Source organism: Clostridioides sp. ES-S-0010-02 (assembly GCA_020641055.1).
Taxonomy (GTDB): Bacteria; Bacillota; Clostridia; order Peptostreptococcales; family Peptostreptococcaceae; genus Clostridioides.
On record CP067345.1, the window covers coordinates 3,235,322 to 3,254,063 of the forward strand.

The 18,742-nt window shown below is 27.3% G+C and carries 16 protein-coding genes and 1 pseudogene; all 17 read right to left on the reverse strand.

Annotation, left to right across the window (positions count from 1 at the left end; genetic code table 11):
• Window positions 1-316: 316 nt before the first annotated feature.
• On the reverse strand, window positions 317-538 hold the full coding sequence (locus tag JJC01_15135; protein UDN57497.1) for a hypothetical protein: 222 nt from the start codon (window positions 536-538) through the stop codon (window positions 317-319).
• Between the two features lie 505 nt (window positions 539-1,043).
• A complete protein-coding gene (locus tag JJC01_15140; protein ID UDN57498.1) occupies window positions 1,044-2,024 on the reverse strand; it encodes a hypothetical protein in 981 nt (326 codons plus the stop codon).
• Window positions 2,025-2,187: 163 nt separating this feature from the next.
• On the reverse strand, window positions 2,188-3,060 hold the full coding sequence (locus JJC01_15145; protein UDN57499.1) for a metallophosphoesterase: 873 nt from the start codon (window positions 3,058-3,060) through the stop codon (window positions 2,188-2,190).
• Between the two features lie 163 nt (window positions 3,061-3,223).
• Window positions 3,224-3,775, reverse strand: a complete 552-nt coding sequence (locus tag JJC01_15150; GenBank protein UDN57500.1) for a helix-turn-helix domain-containing protein — start codon at window positions 3,773-3,775, stop codon at window positions 3,224-3,226.
• Window positions 3,776-3,795: 20 nt separating this feature from the next.
• On the reverse strand, window positions 3,796-4,698 hold the full coding sequence (locus JJC01_15155; protein ID UDN57501.1) for a glycyl-radical enzyme activating protein: 903 nt from the start codon (window positions 4,696-4,698) through the stop codon (window positions 3,796-3,798).
• A gap of 14 nt (window positions 4,699-4,712) precedes the next feature.
• Window positions 4,713-7,085 (reverse strand): formate C-acetyltransferase/glycerol dehydratase family glycyl radical enzyme, encoded by a 2,373-nt coding sequence (locus tag JJC01_15160; protein ID UDN57502.1) that lies wholly within the window; start codon window positions 7,083-7,085, stop codon window positions 4,713-4,715.
• A 189-nt stretch (window positions 7,086-7,274) separates the two neighbouring features.
• Window positions 7,275-7,958, reverse strand: coding sequence for a hypothetical protein (locus tag JJC01_15165; protein UDN57503.1), 684 nt, complete (start codon window positions 7,956-7,958; stop codon window positions 7,275-7,277).
• Window positions 7,959-8,212: 254 nt separating this feature from the next.
• A complete protein-coding gene (locus JJC01_15170) occupies window positions 8,213-9,595 on the reverse strand; it encodes a GHKL domain-containing protein (GenBank protein UDN57504.1) in 1,383 nt (460 codons plus the stop codon).
• Window positions 9,589-10,302, reverse strand: coding sequence for a response regulator transcription factor (locus JJC01_15175; protein UDN57505.1), 714 nt, complete (start codon window positions 10,300-10,302; stop codon window positions 9,589-9,591). Before JJC01_15175 ends, JJC01_15170 begins: the two co-directional genes overlap by 7 nt.
• 183 nt (window positions 10,303-10,485) lie before the next feature.
• Window positions 10,486-11,010: pseudogene (locus tag JJC01_15180) on the reverse strand (transposase).
• A gap of 473 nt (window positions 11,011-11,483) precedes the next feature.
• A complete protein-coding gene (locus tag JJC01_15185; protein UDN57506.1) occupies window positions 11,484-12,038 on the reverse strand; it encodes a DUF2812 domain-containing protein in 555 nt (184 codons plus the stop codon).
• A 101-nt stretch (window positions 12,039-12,139) separates the two neighbouring features.
• Window positions 12,140-12,943 carry a zinc transporter ZupT gene (gene zupT, locus JJC01_15190; protein UDN57507.1) on the reverse strand — a complete coding sequence of 268 codons (804 nt, stop codon included), beginning with the start codon at window positions 12,941-12,943 and terminating at the stop codon, window positions 12,140-12,142.
• A gap of 150 nt (window positions 12,944-13,093) precedes the next feature.
• Window positions 13,094-14,257: an amidohydrolase gene (locus JJC01_15195; protein ID UDN57508.1), complete on the reverse strand. Its 1,164-nt coding sequence runs from the start codon at window positions 14,255-14,257 to the stop codon at window positions 13,094-13,096.
• Between the two features lie 63 nt (window positions 14,258-14,320).
• Window positions 14,321-15,508, reverse strand: coding sequence for a hypothetical protein (locus JJC01_15200; GenBank protein ID UDN57509.1), 1,188 nt, complete (start codon window positions 15,506-15,508; stop codon window positions 14,321-14,323).
• A 336-nt stretch (window positions 15,509-15,844) separates the two neighbouring features.
• Window positions 15,845-17,545: an ABC transporter ATP-binding protein gene (locus tag JJC01_15205; protein UDN57510.1), complete on the reverse strand. Its 1,701-nt coding sequence runs from the start codon at window positions 17,543-17,545 to the stop codon at window positions 15,845-15,847.
• A gap of 248 nt (window positions 17,546-17,793) precedes the next feature.
• Window positions 17,794-18,069 carry a PTS sugar transporter subunit IIB gene (locus tag JJC01_15210; GenBank protein UDN57511.1) on the reverse strand — a complete coding sequence of 92 codons (276 nt, stop codon included), beginning with the start codon at window positions 18,067-18,069 and terminating at the stop codon, window positions 17,794-17,796.
• Between the two features lie 128 nt (window positions 18,070-18,197).
• A complete protein-coding gene (gene mobB / locus JJC01_15215) occupies window positions 18,198-18,731 on the reverse strand; it encodes a molybdopterin-guanine dinucleotide biosynthesis protein B (protein ID UDN57512.1) in 534 nt (177 codons plus the stop codon).
• Window positions 18,732-18,742: the final 11 nt, after the last annotated feature.

Genomic DNA, 18,742 nt, shown 5'->3' on the forward strand with positions numbered 1-18,742 from the left:
AGATAATATAAAATAAACAAACAAATCTTAACAAAAAATTAAACTTTTTTTACACGAAAGAAGGCTTCCCGTTGCCTTCTTTATTTTTTATAAAAAAATAGACTGCTTCTAAAATGATTTTACATTTTTGAAACAGCCAAAGTATTTTATAATGACAACTATATTTGAGGATGTGAGGGAGAGTTGCCATTATAAATTTAGGGTAATTATATTATGTTTTAAGCTAGTTCTTTCTATATTTCTATAATACATTACATATATGAATTTTATATGATATTTGTATAAACAACATATGAAATTATATATTTTAATTATATTAAATCTTATTATTACATCTACTGCAACAATACTCATAGGTCTCTACATTATTTGGAATATTTACAAATACAAATTCTTTACAGTTGTCGCAATACTTTAATATAGATATAGTTCCACAAGTGTAACATTCAAATGTCACACACTCCTCACACTCTTCTATTACTTCAAATTTTTTACTATGTTCACCACACTCTGGGCACTTGCGATTATTTACATTCATAAATACTCCTCCTTATTAGTATAGTTAAAAACATGTCAAAAACTTAATCAAATGTATTTTATATTACTTATTATATATTCTATAATAAATCATATTCCTAGATAATAAAACAAATTAAATAAAAAAAAACCATAAATTTTAAATTTATGGATTAATTCTTGTAATGATAACTCTATTTGAGGATGTGAGGGAGGGTTATCATTACAATAGGGTATTATATTATGGTTTTTAAGCTAGTCTTTCTATACTCTATATAATACATCTGTTATATGAATTTTATATGATTTTTACATAAATATTTTATGAAGTTTAAATTTTTTGACTAATTTTGTATCTGTAAAAAGTTCTCTAAAAATCCATAACATCATAAAAATCCAACATTTAAGTAAAACATCATAAAAAAATTTGTTCAATAATCTTAACAAGTTACATCACCTCATTAACGATTATTAACACAAAACTAAACAATCAATCATAAATTATTCCTAAAACTTAATTTTGATAATTATTGATATACAATCTCTTGATTATCAATCTTATTTTGCATTTCTAATAAAATTTCTTCAACTGAATTGTCAAATATATTGCCTAAATAGACTCTTTTTTCTTTTTGAATGGAATAAGATTTTACACTGCCATCAGAAGAAATATATACATGGCTCCATTCTGCACCATATTTTGAAAATCTTTCTCTTATATCTTTAAACCTCATATCTTCTATTTTTATTGCTCTTCCTCTAGCTCCCCTTACTACTGTATGCCCTCTTTTTATCAAACTAGTTATTTTTATATCTTCTTTTAATTTAACATGTATGTTGTCATTCTCTGAATATACATTCCATATTACTTTATGACGATAATCATCTAATTCTCTTATCAAACTTCTTTCAATAGTAAAACTATCTTTAGTTACTATAATTAAATCAAAATGGTCTAACATATATTGAAATACTTCTTTCATATCTTTGTTTTTTAGAATACCTTCACCAATAACTTCTATAAACCTACACCCTTTTTCATACATACACTTTAATAAACTTATAACTTCAGAAAAATATTGAACCCTATTGTCATTACCATCTATCTCTATTGTAAAGTATAAAGGTGTAAGATATACTTTATTTCCTGTTATCTCAAAAACACTTGATAATGTTTGTTCCTCATCTTCAAAGGTTAAATATTCATTATCATAAAACATAAAAAATTCCATAACCTTATCTCTCATGTCAGGGACATTTCTATATCTGTTGGATAATATATCTAATATATCTTTAGTAGTATTTTTCCCATCACATTCTGCTAGTACAACAACTTGCTTCCAACTTAAACTATCCACACTTCCTATACTTTTTTCATATCCATTTGCCTCATCATAAATAGGTCCAATTATGATATTTTCTTTCGGCCACATATGAACTCTAGTTCCATCTTTTAATTTCGGATATTTGTTTTTTACAGATTCATAAAATCTAATTATATCACCCATGATTTTTAACTACCCCCTATATTTTAAATATTACATGCTAAAAATAACAATTTATTTACATTAATTAAATAATTATTAAAAATTAATAATTGTATCTATTTAATAGGGTTTTACACCAATTTTATATATATGTCATTGATGTTTATATACACAAAAAACCTTATTAATTAGACTTTAATGTAATTCTTACTACTTCTGGTTTACAATTAAGTCTAATGAGAACTTTTGAACCTCCTAAGCCTTTATTTAAAACCATAGTGCTACTACCTTTTTCATATTTTCCCCAATCATACTTAGGAAAAAACTCTCTATTTGGAGATAGTACACCTCCAATAAAAGGTATTCTTATTATACCACCATGAACATGACCAGCCAGAACTAAATCAGCTCCCCATTTTACATATTTTTCAAAGAAAAACGGTGTATGAGCTAAAAGCATATTATACTCATTTTCGTTTATTTTACCTAACTTATCTTGTACAAAACTGTCACGCAATTCTAACTTTTTATTATTAGCAAAAAAATATGGATAGCATTCCAATGGTATGATTAAACCATATAGATTAATATAACTATCTCCTTTATATATTCTTACAGATTCATTTTCCATATTTATTATTTTTTTTGAATACAATTCCTTAAAATAATCCCTATATAGATGTTTGTATTTTTTTATTAAAGATTTTTGTTCATGATTTCCAATTATATGGTACACTTCATATTTTTTTACTAAATTATCAATTAAATCTAATGCAATTTGAAAATTTTTATTTTCTCCATCAACTAAGTCTCCTGTTATAAATATAACATCTGGATTTAAGGATTCAATTTTATCTATCAATGTTTTATTATTGTTTTTATCAAATACCTTATTATGTAAATCACTTACTTGAACTATTTTAAAATCATTAAATTCTTTTGGAATTTTTTCATTAAATATGGTATATTCTGTTGTTTCTATATGTTGAGTCTCATACTTATACAGAATATATAAGATTGCTAATACTAATACTGTCAATATAACTTTCATAATCATATATTCTTCCTTTTTATTATATTTTATTAATATTATTATAATGCTTTTATGTTTATTTTAAAACAATAATGTTAGTACATGCATACAAATCTTTTCGACATTATAAAAATAAGTTATCCATTTTGGTAATAAATATTTATTCCCAAAATAGATAACTATAAAATTATCTATAAACTTCTATATTATGAAATACAGTTCTTCCGTTATTTAAATTTTTATATAAATGTTCTAGTGTTCCATCAAATCTAATTGAATGTCCAGACTCTAAAATATAAGTTTTTCCATCTACATTAAGTTCAAGTTTACCTTCTATTACAAGTACATACTCTTCCAGAACATGACTATGTGTAGATGAAACATGAGTACAATTTGCTTCAAGCTCAATTATAAAAAGTTCAAACCTCCTTTGAGGGCTAAAAGGATATATAGGATACAACTTCATATTGCCTTGTTGTTCAATAATAGGTTCTACATCCTCTTTTTTTATAACCTCATAAGTGTTTGTATTTTCATTTAACAGTGTCGTAAAGTTTATTTTGAATCCAGATGAAATTTTCCATAAGGTAGATACAGTGGGGCTAGATTCACCTCTTTCAATCTGCCCCAGCATTGCTTTACTAACTCCTGTCATCTTTGAAGCTTTATCTAAACTTATACCCATATCTTGTCTTAATAACCTTAAGTTTTCTCCTACATTAGGAAATTTATTATCCATGTTAAAATCCTCCTGATAGCCTATTTGTATTCTATGATTTTTACTCCTGTAAGCTCTACTATCTCTTTTAATTTTAACATATGGCTATTACAAATTTCATCAAATTCATACATATAATCTTCAAGCCCTAATGCTTTATATTTATCAAGTCCAAATTTATGATATGGAAGTAATTCCATCTTTCCACCTAAAACATTTTGCTTTACAAATAATGCAGTGTTTCTTATATTTTCTTCACTATCATTCACTCCAGAAATAATTGGTACTCTTATAACCATAGATTTGTTTAATTTTGAAAGTCTACATATATTTTCTAATATTATCTCGTTACTTACTCCTGTATATGCTCTGTGAACATTATCATCCATAGATTTTATATCTACAAATATATGGTCTATTTTTTCAAAGACATCCTTCACTTTATCCCACTCAAAATATCCACAAGTCTCAATTGCTATGTTTATACCTTTATTATAAAAAGCATCAACTAATTCTCTTAAAAATTCAATTTGAAGTGTGGGTTCTCCTCCAGAAAAAGTTACTCCTCCGTTAGACTCAAAGAAAAATATAAAATCTTTTTCAACTTCCTTTACAATCTCTTCAACAGTCATTTCTTCAGTCATTATACAGATAGCATCATTAAGACATGTTTTAACACATTTTCCACACAAATCACACTTATCATTTATTTGACTTCTGTCAAATAATGAACTTATATTTTGAGGACAAACATCTGTACACCTATTACAAGATATACACTTATCCTTCATGACTCCTAGCTTTAATATATTGCTCCATGAATCTGGATTAGAACACCACTTACATTTTAATTTGCATCCTTCTAAAAATATAGTAGTCCTTATTCCATCACCATCATTTACTGAAAAATGTTGTACCTTTACAACTTTACCTTTTTTACTCATAATCTACCTCATAATTAAAATTTACTGTGTGAGTTTCTGGCTATTATAGCATCTTGCATCTCTCTTGATAAATTAACAAATTGAGTACTATATCCAGCAACTCTAACTAATAAATCTTTATATTCTTCTGGATTTTCTTGAGCTTTTAATAAGACATCATTTGATATTGTATTAAATTGTACGTGGAATCCACCTAGTGCAAAATATGATTTTACCATAGAAGTTAGATTTCTAAGCCCTCTTTCTGTTTCAACCAAATCTTGATTAAATCTCAAATTTAGAAGTGTTCCTCCAGTGTGAACATCATGATTTATTTTTGATGCAGATTTCATAGCTGCCAATGGACTTGTTGTATCAGTTCCAACAAATGGAGAAACTCCTTCTGTCAAAGGTTTTGTAGCTTTTCTTCCACATGGAGTTGCACCTACTATTTTTCCAGTTGGAACATAATTTGATATACCCATAAATGCACTATTAAATTTAGAACCAAAAATATCCTTATATTTTCTAGTTTCACTGTAATAAAAATCAGAAACTTCAATAGCCAATGAATCTACATAATCATTGTCATTTCCATATTTAGGAACATCTAAGGCAAGTTTTCTTAATTCTTCATAGCCTTCCCAGTCATTATTTAATGCTTTTGTTAACTCTTCTAATGTAGTCACCTTATCTTCAAATACTAATTTTTTTATAGCTGCCAACGAGTTTGAAACTACACCTAGACCTATGCCTGTTAAAACAGGTCCTATATTGTATTTTGCCCCACCTTTACTTAAATCAATACCTTTATCCAAACAACCATCTACACAGGTAGATAAAAATGGTCTTGGTACTATTTCTTTATGAATTTGTTGAGCAACAGTAGTTCCTATAACAGAATTCTTGATAAGATATGCTAGTTGCTTTAAAAACTCTTCTTTAACTTCTTCAAAAGATGCAAATTCATTGATATTTTTTACATCTAACCCCATTTTTTCTCCAGTTAATCTACTCTTCCCTTCATTCATAGCATATTCTAGTGCTGCTGCAAAATTAATATTTACTGCTGAAGTCCATTGACCTGTCTTTCTAAAGTGAGGAACTACACAACCACAATTGCTCCAATCTCTTGCATCTTCTGCATCATATCCATCTTGAAGTAACATTTGTGCCCCTGCACTATCACTGTGTATAGCAGGAAAACCAGTACCTTGTTTTACTAATTTCGCAACTGCCATAACAAAATCATCTGGTGCTCCCTGACTTATTCTAACACTTAAACCTGGTTGATGAGTTTTTACACTTTCTGTTGCCTTTAAACACATATATGAAATATCATTCGTTCCATCAGTTCCATTTCTCTTTTTGCCACCAACAGTAAGGTTTTGAAATTGGTTGTATCCTGCAAAATAATTTGCTGTATTTGCTGATATTGTCCATACCCACTCTGATAGCTTAATCCATAGAGCCTCTATCAACTCTTGAGCCTCTGATTTAGTTATATTTCCTTTTTTAGTATCTTTTTCATAATATGGATACATATATTGGTCAAATCTACCTAAGTTCAATGCTAATGGATTTTCAGATAAAACACCACCTAATTGCACAAACCATACAAATTGTATCGCTTCATAAAAACTAGTTGGAGGATTTGCTGGTACATTCTCACATACTTCTGATATTTTTATAAGTTCTAACTTTCTTTTTGAATCTTTCTCTGATTCACTCATTTCTTTTGCAAGTTTTGAATATCTATTTGCCAATGTCATGATACCATCTGCAACAATAGAAATAGACTTATAGAAATCTATTTTTTCAATATTTTCTGAAATTGATATATCTAATTCTTTTATCTTCTTATCTGCTTCTTTCTTTATCCCCTTATATCCTTTTACAAATAGTATATCTTGATAATCTGGAGTTACTTCCCCTACTGCCTGTCTCCACTTAGAATCATTATCTATTATTCCTGTATCTACCAATATCTTAGCTGTATCTTCTGGAATTCTTGCTAAAAAAACTTCTTCCAAAGATTTACCCTTCCAATATGGAAATATCTCTTTTCTTATAAATTCTATTTGCTCTTTTGATATGACATATGGGTCTTGAGTTCTTTCATCAAAAGTATCCATTTCCTTATCTACCCATTGCCAAGAAAATTCTGGTGTTAATATACCTGTTCTTCTAAATTTACCAGCTGTACCTACAATTAATTCATTCTCAAATATTTTTATAGGAAGTTCTTTGCATGCATCTAAAAAGGCTTTCGCTCTTCTTATACATATGGCTTCTCCCTCAGTCTTTTTATGTGATTCTGTAAAAATTCTAGCCCTTTCACAACATATCATAGGTTTAGAATTAACGTATTCTTGTCTAAATGCTTCTATTCTATCAGTTTGACTCATTTAAAATCCCCCTTTGGATAATATATATTAACTTTTGTATGTTATAACATACTTTAATTATATTATACTGTCCTTTAACATAAAATGGCAACCACAAATAATATATTTTTGAATAAAAAACATTACTAAAGATAAATATGAATTTTATTTTATAATTTATTTCTAACCTGTCATAATTTATTTATTACATTAATGACTTGAAATATCAAATTCATATTCTAAACTCAATTTTAGTACTTTAGTAGATTTTTTAACTTTGTTAACTTCAACATGTATATCATTCATATAGGGAAGTTCTACATAGCCTACACCTTCATTAAATATTTTTATAACTTTATCTGAAAAATCTTTCTCAGTTAAATCAGTATTAGTTAATGACTTAAATATGTTGTACATAAATTTAATATATTTATCACTTTCAGCTAACTTTTTATTATCAGGATATTCTTTAGCACAGAGAATATCTACTACTGATTTTCCTTTTTTGTTATCTTCAGACATAGAGTAAAATAAACTTCTAATATCTTTTTCAGGTGGCTTTTCAAATCCATTTATAGAAACTACAAAACTTCCATCTGAATTTGAATTAACTACCTTATAACCACTATCCGTTATAGCCTTTGAAAATTTTTGAGATAAATCTTTTTTAACTTCTTCCAATCCTTCTACAGTACTAGCTTTATTTGAGTAATCCTCAAATAATTTAATAGAGTCATTTTTTTTAGCTTCAATTGAGTTGTTTGATGAATTTTCACTAGCTTGCTCTGAGTTATTTAAATCTTCATTGGATACAGTTGTTGTGCATCCTACCATTAAGCTTGAACTTATACTTAAAATTACTATCATAGCTAAAATATATTTTTTCGCCTTCATATATATTTTCCTCCATTGTATTTCTACTTTTCAAGTTTTTATTAATTACATCCTGTATTACAATATCTTGTATTTTTATTATTTTTATGGTTAGTTTTTCAATATATATCACCTTTCTTTGTAACTAATTCTTATAATTAAGATTAGTAAAATTATAAATTTCTTTATGCTTAAAAATAAGGATGTTATCTTTTATTATTAAAAAGATAACATCCTTATTTTTAAGTATCAATATAGATGCCCCAACTAGTAACTTAATCGACCCAACTGTCAGCATCTTGATTCAATGGTATGCATATATTTAGTATAAATTTGTCTTTCTGATTTTCAAATAATAATTCTCCATTATACTCTTGTAAAGACGATTTAATACTTTGAATTCCTATTCCATGTACAAATTTATCCATCTTATCTGTTAACAGTATATTTTTATTAGAAATAACATTATTTGCTTTACTATTCTCACATTTAAGTACAAAAAATGATTTTGTTATAGTTCCTTTAATTCTAATATATCTATCAATATTTTCATCTGATATTTTCTCACATGCTTCTATTGCATTATCTAAAATATTGGCAAATATGCTTGACACATCTATGGGTTTTATAAAATCAACTTTTGAAAAGTTTATGTCACAAATAAATTTAATTCCCTTTTTTGCAGATATTTCACTCTTCTCATTGATTATAATGTCTAATATCATGTTTCCTGTATTATAAATAGATTTGAACTCTCTAATTTCATCTTTTAAATTATTTATATATTCATTAATTTCTTTGCCATCATTTTTAAGATTATCTATACAGCAAATATGATTGTTTATGTCATGATAAAGCTTCTTAACCCTCATATGAGATTCTTGAATACTTAAATAATGAGCATATTGCATATCTAACTTATTTTTTATTAATTCATTCTGAGATTTTAATTTATTATCTTTTATTATTTGCCTAAACAATAATATAAGAACAATGGTGCTAGCTCCTATTATCTTTGGATTTACAAAATTCTCAAAATAATATGGTTCTGAATGTAACCATCTAAACCGTTCTAATATTCTTGATATATAGACTCCAATTATATTCATGGTGTTAGCCATTAGAGCAAATAACAAATATACATAATTCCTTTTATCTTGGCTAAGCAATTTAAATCGATTATACAGAAAACTAAGTATCATATATACAAATATAATAAGTAGGTTACTGTATATGTAAACCTTTATATTATCAGAATCAGATGCCAAAAGCCACTCTTTAGATGAAACAAAATTACCTGTAACTACAAAAAATAAAATTCTATCTACAACATCTTTAAAACAATCATAATAAATATTAAATAGGAAAAAGAAAATTATAAATTTAATATATCCTATGTTGTAAAAATAATTATAATATATCGCCCATACAATAAATACTACAACATCAATCAAATAATACATATTATTAATATAATTTTCTTCTATATTAAATAATCTAGTTATTTTAACTATAATATAAATTAATCCCAATAAAGTATAAAATACTATTTGTTTGTCTTTTTTATTATCTTCTTTATAAATTAATATCCTTTTCAGAATAATAAATCGTACACATATAGATACAATTAATAATAAATCAGACATAAAATTTAACATATTGTATCACCAAGAAATTTCAAAAATTTTTCCTTAACCTCTTTATATCTATATCTACTAATAGGTACTTCTTCTCCACTTTCTAAAATAGCAATATTGGGCTTTATATTTTCTACATAACTTAGATTAACTATAAAGCTTTTATGACATCTTACAAATTTATCTAGTTTTAAATCTTTTTCTATTTTTCCTAGACTATACTTTACTCCAAAACCCTTATTTATTGTGTGTATTAACATATCTTTTTTTTGAATTTCTATATATTTTATTTCATTTAAATAAATCTTGTATGTATTAGACTTGTTCTTTATTACAATGTAATTACTTTTATTTGTTTCAATATCTTTAATACAAGTTAATATATGTTTTTTTAATTCTTCTAATTCTATGGGTTTTAACAAATATCTATAAGCTCTTACTTCATATCCTTCTTGCACATAATCTATTAAGGAGGTTATAAATATTATCTCCATTTTATTATCTACTTCTCTAATCTTTCTTGCAGTATCCATTCCATTCATTTGCTCCATTAGTATATCAAGAAGAAGTATATCTATATCTTTTAAACTCACTTTGAGTAAATCTTCTCCAGAACTATATTTTTGTATTTCATATTCTACATTAATAATTTTTAATATATTATAAAGATATTCTTCTATTAAACATTGTGTTTCTTTTTCATCTTCACAAATTGCTATCCTAATCATAAGTTCCTGCTACTCAAAATATGGTCAAATATATCCATATAGAGATTTTTCCTTCTTCACTGAACCTCGCCTTACCTAATCGACTACGATTTTGTATAGTTCTCCAAAGGCTTAAATTCCGAAGTTAGCCCTCCGTACATATATAAGCACTCTTGAACCACGTGTGTGCGAATCAATTTGATTTTAAGCTAGCTTATATTTTTTAGTATTTTTAAGATTAATACTTGCATTTAAATCCCTATCTATAGATAATCCACATTCACATTTGTAAACTCTATCTTTGAGTTTTAAGTTTCTTTTAATCTCTCCACACTTACTACAAGTCTTTGATGATGGATAAAATCTATCTGCAACTCTAAGTTCTATGCAATTATCCTTACATTTAGATGTTAGTTTGGTTCTAAATCCATAGAGTTTTTGACTCACAATAGCTTTTGATAAATGCTTATTTTTCATCAAGTTAGAAACTGCTAAATCTTCAATTACTATATAAGATGGCTTGTTTTTCGCTATCTCGCTTATAGTTTTATTTATATAATCAGTTCTTATATTAGCTAATCTTTGATGAAGTTTTTGTACTTTGACTACTTGTTTTTGAATATTTTGACTAGTAGCTCTCCCTTCTTCTATTTTATTTCTTATTTTTAAACTTTCATATTTCCTTGAAAGTTTTATCAGTTCTCTTTTTAACTTCTTTTCAACTTCCTCATTATCTCTAATCTTTTTCTTGTATTTTCTTAATCCATATATGCGACAACTAATCATCTATTATCATTCCTTTAGCACTAGCATTATTGTCTGAGAAATTCAACCTGATTTTTAAATCATCTTTTTAATTAGAAGTTGAAACCCTTGTATAAATGTTTATAGTGTTTACTCATACAATCACACTTTTCTGTGATTGTATTATACTATATTTGATTATATTTAAATATATTTTTATTTTCTAATTACAACGCCTTATACACTTTCTTATTACACACTATTGAATTTTCTTAATTGATATATTTAAATGTGATTTTAAATATCCGATACCTTAGAATAACATTTTTAAATTATTCTTATCAATACTCAAGATTTAAATAAAATCTAAAAGGTTATAACTGATACGAATATATATAAAGAATAACATTTATTGATAAAAAAAGTGTCTCAAAGTCATTTTGAGACACTCTCCATCTTTATTTAGTTAATTTTTTAATCCTTAAGTAATACATTATTCTTCTATATAATTGTACCAAATACAAAATTAATAACATAATTTGCAATGCGATAGTACAAATATCTACTCCATAACCATTAAATAAATTTCTTATTTCAGTGAACAATAAATATATAAAAATAACTACTAAAATAGTAAATAAAAATACATTCATGAATAAAATTGATTTTACTTTATCTTTTTTATCCAAATCACTATACAATTTAGGAGGTACATCTTCATATGTTTTACTCCATACATACCATGAAGATGTACCTATAAAACTACCAATGCTTCTAAATATAAGATTCCACCCTCTATACTTATGTTTATTAAAATAATCTTCCTCAGCATCATAATAATAATCAATGGCATATTTTATTTTTCTTGGAGTTCCTTTATAAAAATAAAATATTCCTCCAAATTTACTTATCTTATATAAGTTATATCCTTGTTCTTCCATATCTTCTAACCATTCTTCTATCCTATCAGGTGAACTATACCAATCAAATTTAAACTTCATTTTCTTTTCCATAAAATTCACCTCCAAAATGATATTTTTGACATATGATAATCTGTCTTAATAATTATATCATTTTGATATTAATTTTAGGTTACAATTGGATATCTAAAAATCTATTTAAATAGCAATAAACTAATAGCCATAACAACCATTCCTGCAATTAATCCGTAAATTGATAGATGATGCTCACCATATTCTCTAGCTGATGGTAATAGTTCATCAAGTGATATAAATACCATAATACCTCCCACAAGAGCAAACACAATTCCAAGTGTAGTGTCATTTAGAAAATTTCTAAGAAGTACATACCCAATAATAGCCCCTAAAGGTTCTGACATTCCAGATAAAAAGGAATAATAGAAAGCTTTCTTTTTGTCTCCTGTAGCGTAATACACTGGTACAGATACAGATATTCCTTCTGGTATATTGTGTATAGCTATTGCTATAGCTATTGGTATCGCTATTGTAGCATCATCAAGCGCTGATATAAATGTAGCTAACCCTTCTGGAAAATTATGAATTGCTATAGCCATTGCTGTAAATATACCAGTTCTCAAGAGAGATTTATTTTTTTGTATATTTTTTTCATCCAAATTTTCCATTTTCTTTATCTCATGAGGATTTTCTTCTTGAGGAATTAACTTATCAATAATTGCAATGATAGCCATTCCTGCAAAAAAAGCTATTACAGTTGACCAGCTTCCTAATTTTTCTCCCATAGACTTTGTTAGAGCTTCTTGTGCCTTAGGAAATATTTCTATCATAGATACATAAATCATAACACCAGCAGAAAATCCTAAACTTACAGAAAGAAATTTAGTATTGGTCTTTTTAGCAAAAAACGCTATACAACTTCCTATTCCAGTAGACAAACCTGCAAACAAAGTTATTAAAAACGCAAACATTATATTACTCAATTAAATCACCTTCTTATTAATTGATATTGATTATCATTTTCTTTTATAGTATCATATCTTTTTTTTATAGTCAATATTTATAGTAATTATAGACAATAAAAAAGCAGAGTATAAACTTAATCTCTGCTTTTTCTTTATAGTATATTAAATTTATTTATTTAAAAAGTCTACTGCATATTGAACATATAAGGCAGTTCCAATCTCTAAAGCATCCTCATCTATATTAAAACACCCATGATGATGAGGATAACAAGCTCCTTTAGCTTCATTTCTAGCCCCTACAAATGCCAATGCACCAGGTGCAATATTCATAAACTCAGCAAAATCCTCTGCTCCTGTTACTTTTTCAAATAGTGCTATACTTTCTTTTCCAAATAGCTTAATTACTGCTTCTGTAGCTATCTTTGAACATTCCCTGTCATTTATAACAGCTGGTGTTAAATATCCATACTCTAACTCAGCCTCTGCTCTATATGCTTCTGCTGTAGATTTTGCTATACGTTCTAAAATCGTAGGAATCTGTTTTCTAAGTTCTGGATTAAATAATCTTATTGTACCTTCTAGAACAGCTTCACTTGCTATTACATTAAATCTTGTTCCAGAATTTAAAATTCCAACACTTACAACTAGCGGCTCTAAAGGACTGACTTCTCTACTAACCATGGATTGTAAGTTCATAACTAATGCAGAACTTGCAAGTACCGCATCAACACCTTGATGAGGAAGTGAACCATGACCACCCTTACCTTTTACAGTAATTTTGAAGAAATCAGCAGAAGCCATTCTTGGACCTTCTTCAACTGACACAGTCCCACACTCTACATCACTCCAAAGATGAATTCCAAATACACCATCTACACCTTCCATAGCACCATCTTTAATCATAGCTCTTGCACCTTTACCTACTTCTTCTCCTGGTTGAAAAAATAATTTCACAGTTCCATTAATATCATTTTTAATATCATTCAAAACCTTAGCTGCTCCTAAAAGCATTGATGTGTGACCATCATGTGCACAAGCATGCATAAGCCCCTCATTTTTTGATTTGTATTCTACTTCTGTACACTCAACAACTTGAAGTGCATCCATATCTCCTCTAAGTGCTACAGTTTTTCCTGGATTATTTCCTTTTATAGTTGCGACTACACCTGTCCCTCCAGATGATACATATGGTACTCCTATTTTATCAAGCTCTTCTTTAATTCTCTTTGATGTTCTAAATTCTTCCATACTTTTTTCAGGATTTTCATGAAATTCCCTTCTAAGTTTGATTACATAATCTTTATATCCATTTGTTATTTCTTTAATATTCATTCCAGACCTCCAAGTGTAACATATTCTTCTTATTTTTTAAATGCCTTATTTATTAATTAAAGTTTATATAAGATTTACAAAAATACCTGCTATTACTACAGAAGCTATTGTTACTGTAGTAAATCCACCAACAAGCATCTTTGGAAGCATTTTATCCATCAGAAATTCTTTTTCTTCTGGAGTTTCAGCTAGAGCCTTTACTGCTTCTTCAGTTAATATATAATTTGGTGGGAAACCATAAAGTGCTGTAAGTGAAACTGAAAACGCCATTTCCTTACTTTCACCCAAAAATTTACCTACTATAATAGAGAATATTCCCATACCTATTACACCAAATATTATAATTCCTACAAGAGGAACAGCCATTTCAGCAAGCATTGCTGGTGTAGCTTTTGCTAATCCTGCAAATATAAAAGCCATCAATGATGTCATTAACCATCCAAATGAACCAGATTTATTAAGTGGCTTTCTGTCAACTATTCCAAGTTCTGATGCTATTACACCAAATATTAAACAGATAACATATCTTGATACAACTTCATTTGTAAGATTTGTAAATTGTACTGCTAACCATGCTACAAGTCCTAATCTAAGTATTATCATATATGTTGTGTCGTACTTTTCAGGTAAATCTGGAATTATCTTAAACTTACTCTTTTGTTCAGGTACTTTTTCAGTTTCTTCTTCAACTTTAGTTACAGTTACTTTTCCACTTCTAAAATCTGATAAAAGTCTTTTTCCTTCTTTTTTAAGCATCAATGCTGTGATAGGATAACCTGCAAATCCTTGTGCCACATACATTAAAATCGCTAAAACTGCCAAACTCGCAAGACCTTTTGCTGTAGCCGCATCTGCCATCATTATAGATGCAACTAATCCTCCTGTAAGAGGAGGTGTAGCGATTACAGCTGTATCCCATCCAAACACTAGAGTTCCTAATGCCAAAGCTCCTACACATATTCCTACTATTCCTGCTAACGCTATTACAATTGTTTTCCATTGACCTGCTAGCTCTTTAATACTCATCATAGTTCCCATATGAGTTATTAATAAAAGCATGCCTAATTGTGCTAATGGTGTCCCTAAAGCTGCTAAATCCACGATATTTTCTGGGAAAAAAGTCCAAAATCCTACTATAAATATAATTGCTGATACAAAAACTGATGGAACAAAAGCTTTAGTTTTTGCTGAAACTACATCTCCTATCGTCAGTGATACTAAAACTAGACAAAAAGCTGTTATTGCCTCCATACAAAATCCCCCCTCATAAATAAATATATTTGTATACAATGTATGTATAGTTATCCATTATTTTACTACTTTTGAAAAACATTTCAAGTCAAAATTCGATTTTTTTCATAAAATTCTATAAATTCTATAAATTAAAGTTAGTTTTCTAAATTATTCTTTTTGTAAAAACGTTATCCTGTAAATTGGCTATTTAACACTACTTTTATAAATAGAATTAAATATAATTTGCAAAAAATAAAACATAGAATACATTTTTCATAAAACATCTCATTAATATAAAATGAATTTGCTTTATGAATCTTAATATATTCTATGTTTATAAATTTAATGTATATGTTAGTTATTGTGTAATCTACTATATACTCCATTTTTATTTACTAACTCTTCATGAGTACCTCTTTCTTCAATTCCTTTATCTGTCAGTACTATGATTTCATCAGCATTTTTTATAGTAGTCAACCTATGTGCAACAACTAAATTTGTTCTATCTTTACTTAACTCTTCTAAGGACTCTTGAATTTCTCTTTCTGTTACATTATCTAAAGCGGAAGTAGCTTCATCCAATATTATTATTGGAGGATTCTTTAAAAAGATTCTTGAGATTGAAATTCTTTGTTTTTGTCCCCCAGATAATTTTACTCCTCTTTCTCCTATATAAGTATCATATCCATCTGGCAAAGTTTCTACGAAATCGTGTATTCTAGCTTTTTTTGCAGCCTCAATCATCTCTTCATCTGTAGCACTAGGATTTCCACAAAGAATATTATCTCTTATAGTTCCTGTAAATAAAAATACATCTTGTTGAACTATACCTATATTTTTTCTCAAAGATTTTAAACTTACATCCCTGATACTTTTTCCATCAATTTTTATGTCACCTTTATCAAACTCATAAAATCTTGGCAATAAATTACACAATGTAGTCTTTCCTCCACCAGAAGGACCTACTAAAGCTATAGTTTTACCAGCTTCTATAGATAAACTTAGATTATCTAATACTTGGGTATCATCTTCATATGTAAAAGATATATTTTCTATCTCGATGTTACCTTTTACATGTTCAAGTTCAACAGGGTTTTTAGCTTCTTTTTGATGGTCCTGTTCCATTATCTCTATGAATCTTTTAAAACCTGTCATACCATTTTGATATTGTTCTGTAAAGTTTATCAATTTCTTCATAGGTTGTATAAACATCTTTACATATAATATATATGCAGCAAAATCACCTAAAGTAATTTTCCCAAGATAAGTAAAGTATCCACCAGCTATAACAACTACCCATTCCAAAATATCCATATATAAATTCATACCAGAATAATATTCTGCCATTACTTTATAAGAATCTTGTCGTGCTCTCCTAAATAATTTATTACTTCTTACAAACTTATTTAATTCTTCTTTTTCAGTACAAAAAGACTTAGTTACTTTCATTCCAGCTATGCTATTTTCTAAAGTTGCATTTACATCACCTATAGTAACTCTACTTTTCATAAAGGCTATATTCATCTTATCTTTTTTTGTTATAGCAAACCAAATTATAAATGGCAATATAGCAAAAATTATAAGAGTAAGAGGAATATTTATATCTATAAGTATAAAGAATGAACCCACTAACATTACTACAGAAATGAATAAATCTTCAGGACCATGATGTGCAAGTTCTGTTATATCCATTAAGTCATTTACTATTCTAGACATAGTTACACCAGATTTATTATTATCAAAATAAGTATTTGGAAGCCTCTGTAAGTGTGTAAATACCTCATTTCTCATATCAGCTTGCATATCTACACCAATGACATGTCCCCAATATTGCATAAAATAATTAAGCCCTGCTTTTGCTATAAATATAAGTATAAGTACAACTGCAAAAACTACTAGCATTCTTAAATTTTTATTTGGAACAATGTCATCCATTATATTTCTAGTTATCATAGGATAAACTAAATCGCATAAAGAAAATAAGAACGCAGCTATAAGGTCTAATGTAAAGATTTTCTTATATGGTTTATAATATTTGACAAATTGTTTTATCATAAGTTTTAAATCCTCCTTTATCAATACGTCTAAAAAATACCCTTAAATTAGTATAACATAACACTAATTTTAAATCTTTTATAAAATTGCAATTCAAAAGAATATGTTTCATAAAATTGAATACTTATTTTATATAATCATATATTTAAAATACACCTAAAAAGAGCCATATCTATGTAAATAAAATTTTACAAGATACAACTCTATATTTAGTACTAAATATTTTTTATAACTGTAAACTCAAAAACTTATTTTAAAGCATCCAATATTTTCTTATCTAATGCAGCAGTATTTATACCTGTTATGTATGCTGTTGCTTTTATTGCAGGTATATCATAAGTTGTTGGCAATATAGTAGTAGATACTATCAAATCAGCACCTTCTTGTTTTGTTGCACATTCAGCAATTTTACATTGTATAACTTCTGCTTGTATGTTATTTTCTTTAACCAATCTTTCTACTTTGTCGCAAACTACTGTTGATGTTGCAATTCCTGCTCCACATGCTACTAATATTTTTTTCATATTATCCTCCTACGATTTCTATAATATTTTATAATTCAAAATACGATTTTTATAATTAAATAAATTTCTCATATCTTTGTTTATATATAAATAATTATACCATTTTATATCAAAATAATATCTTAAAATTATTCTTTTAATATGTTTTTTATTTCACTATCATTTAATTTTAAAGTATTATTTTTTATACAATATTCTATGTACTTTGATACATTTTTATAGTCATTCAAACTAAACTGCTTAATATTTAAATCATATTCTATGTCACTTATAATACCTATCAAATCAGATTTATTTGATAAAATATCCTTATACTTATCCTTTCTAATTACCTCTAATCTTTTAAATCTATAATTTTTATATCCTTCTATAATAATCAAGTCCATATCTTCATAAAACTTAATCATTTTATATAGTGGATTTTTATCTTTTAACTCTTCAATATATGCTAACCTCTTATTTGATATTATACAAACTTTCCTCGCACCTGATTTTCTATGTTTATAAGTATCTTTCCCTTCCTCATCTATCTCAAAATCATGGCATGTGTGTTTGATAACTCCAACATTATACCCTTCTTTACTTAATTCTCTTACTATACCTTCAATCAACGTAGTTTTACCTACTCCTGAATAAGAGACAATTGATAATACATTATACATAAAACCATATC

What these genes read in the sequence shown, in the direction of transcription:
- JJC01_15145 (UDN57499.1), bottom strand. Translation starts at nt 3,060, where the DNA reads ATGATTATGAAAGTTATATTGACAGTATTAGTATTAGCAATCTTATAT.
- JJC01_15170 (UDN57504.1), bottom strand. Translation starts at nt 9,595, where the DNA reads ATGTTAAATTTTATGTCTGATTTATTATTAATTGTATCTATATGTGTA.
- JJC01_15150 (UDN57500.1), bottom strand. Translation starts at nt 3,775, where the DNA reads ATGGATAATAAATTTCCTAATGTAGGAGAAAACTTAAGGTTATTAAGA.
- JJC01_15210 (UDN57511.1), bottom strand. Translation starts at nt 18,069, where the DNA reads ATGAAAAAAATATTAGTAGCATGTGGAGCAGGAATTGCAACATCAACA.
- JJC01_15205 (UDN57510.1), bottom strand. Translation starts at nt 17,545, where the DNA reads ATGATAAAACAATTTGTCAAATATTATAAACCATATAAGAAAATCTTT.
- JJC01_15200 (UDN57509.1), bottom strand. Translation starts at nt 15,508, where the DNA reads ATGGAGGCAATAACAGCTTTTTGTCTAGTTTTAGTATCACTGACGATA.
- JJC01_15185 (UDN57506.1), bottom strand. Translation starts at nt 12,038, where the DNA reads ATGGAAAAGAAAATGAAGTTTAAATTTGATTGGTATAGTTCACCTGAT.
- JJC01_15155 (UDN57501.1), bottom strand. Translation starts at nt 4,698, where the DNA reads ATGAGTAAAAAAGGTAAAGTTGTAAAGGTACAACATTTTTCAGTAAAT.
- JJC01_15140 (UDN57498.1), bottom strand. Translation starts at nt 2,024, where the DNA reads ATGGGTGATATAATTAGATTTTATGAATCTGTAAAAAACAAATATCCG.
- JJC01_15175 (UDN57505.1), bottom strand. Translation starts at nt 10,302, where the DNA reads ATGATTAGGATAGCAATTTGTGAAGATGAAAAAGAAACACAATGTTTA.
- JJC01_15195 (UDN57508.1), bottom strand. Translation starts at nt 14,257, where the DNA reads ATGAATATTAAAGAAATAACAAATGGATATAAAGATTATGTAATCAAA.
- JJC01_15135 (UDN57497.1), bottom strand. Translation starts at nt 538, where the DNA reads ATGAATGTAAATAATCGCAAGTGCCCAGAGTGTGGTGAACATAGTAAA.
- JJC01_15160 (UDN57502.1), bottom strand. Translation starts at nt 7,085, where the DNA reads ATGAGTCAAACTGATAGAATAGAAGCATTTAGACAAGAATACGTTAAT.
- mobB (UDN57512.1), bottom strand. Translation starts at nt 18,731, where the DNA reads ATGTATAATGTATTATCAATTGTCTCTTATTCAGGAGTAGGTAAAACT.
- JJC01_15165 (UDN57503.1), bottom strand. Translation starts at nt 7,958, where the DNA reads ATGAAGGCGAAAAAATATATTTTAGCTATGATAGTAATTTTAAGTATA.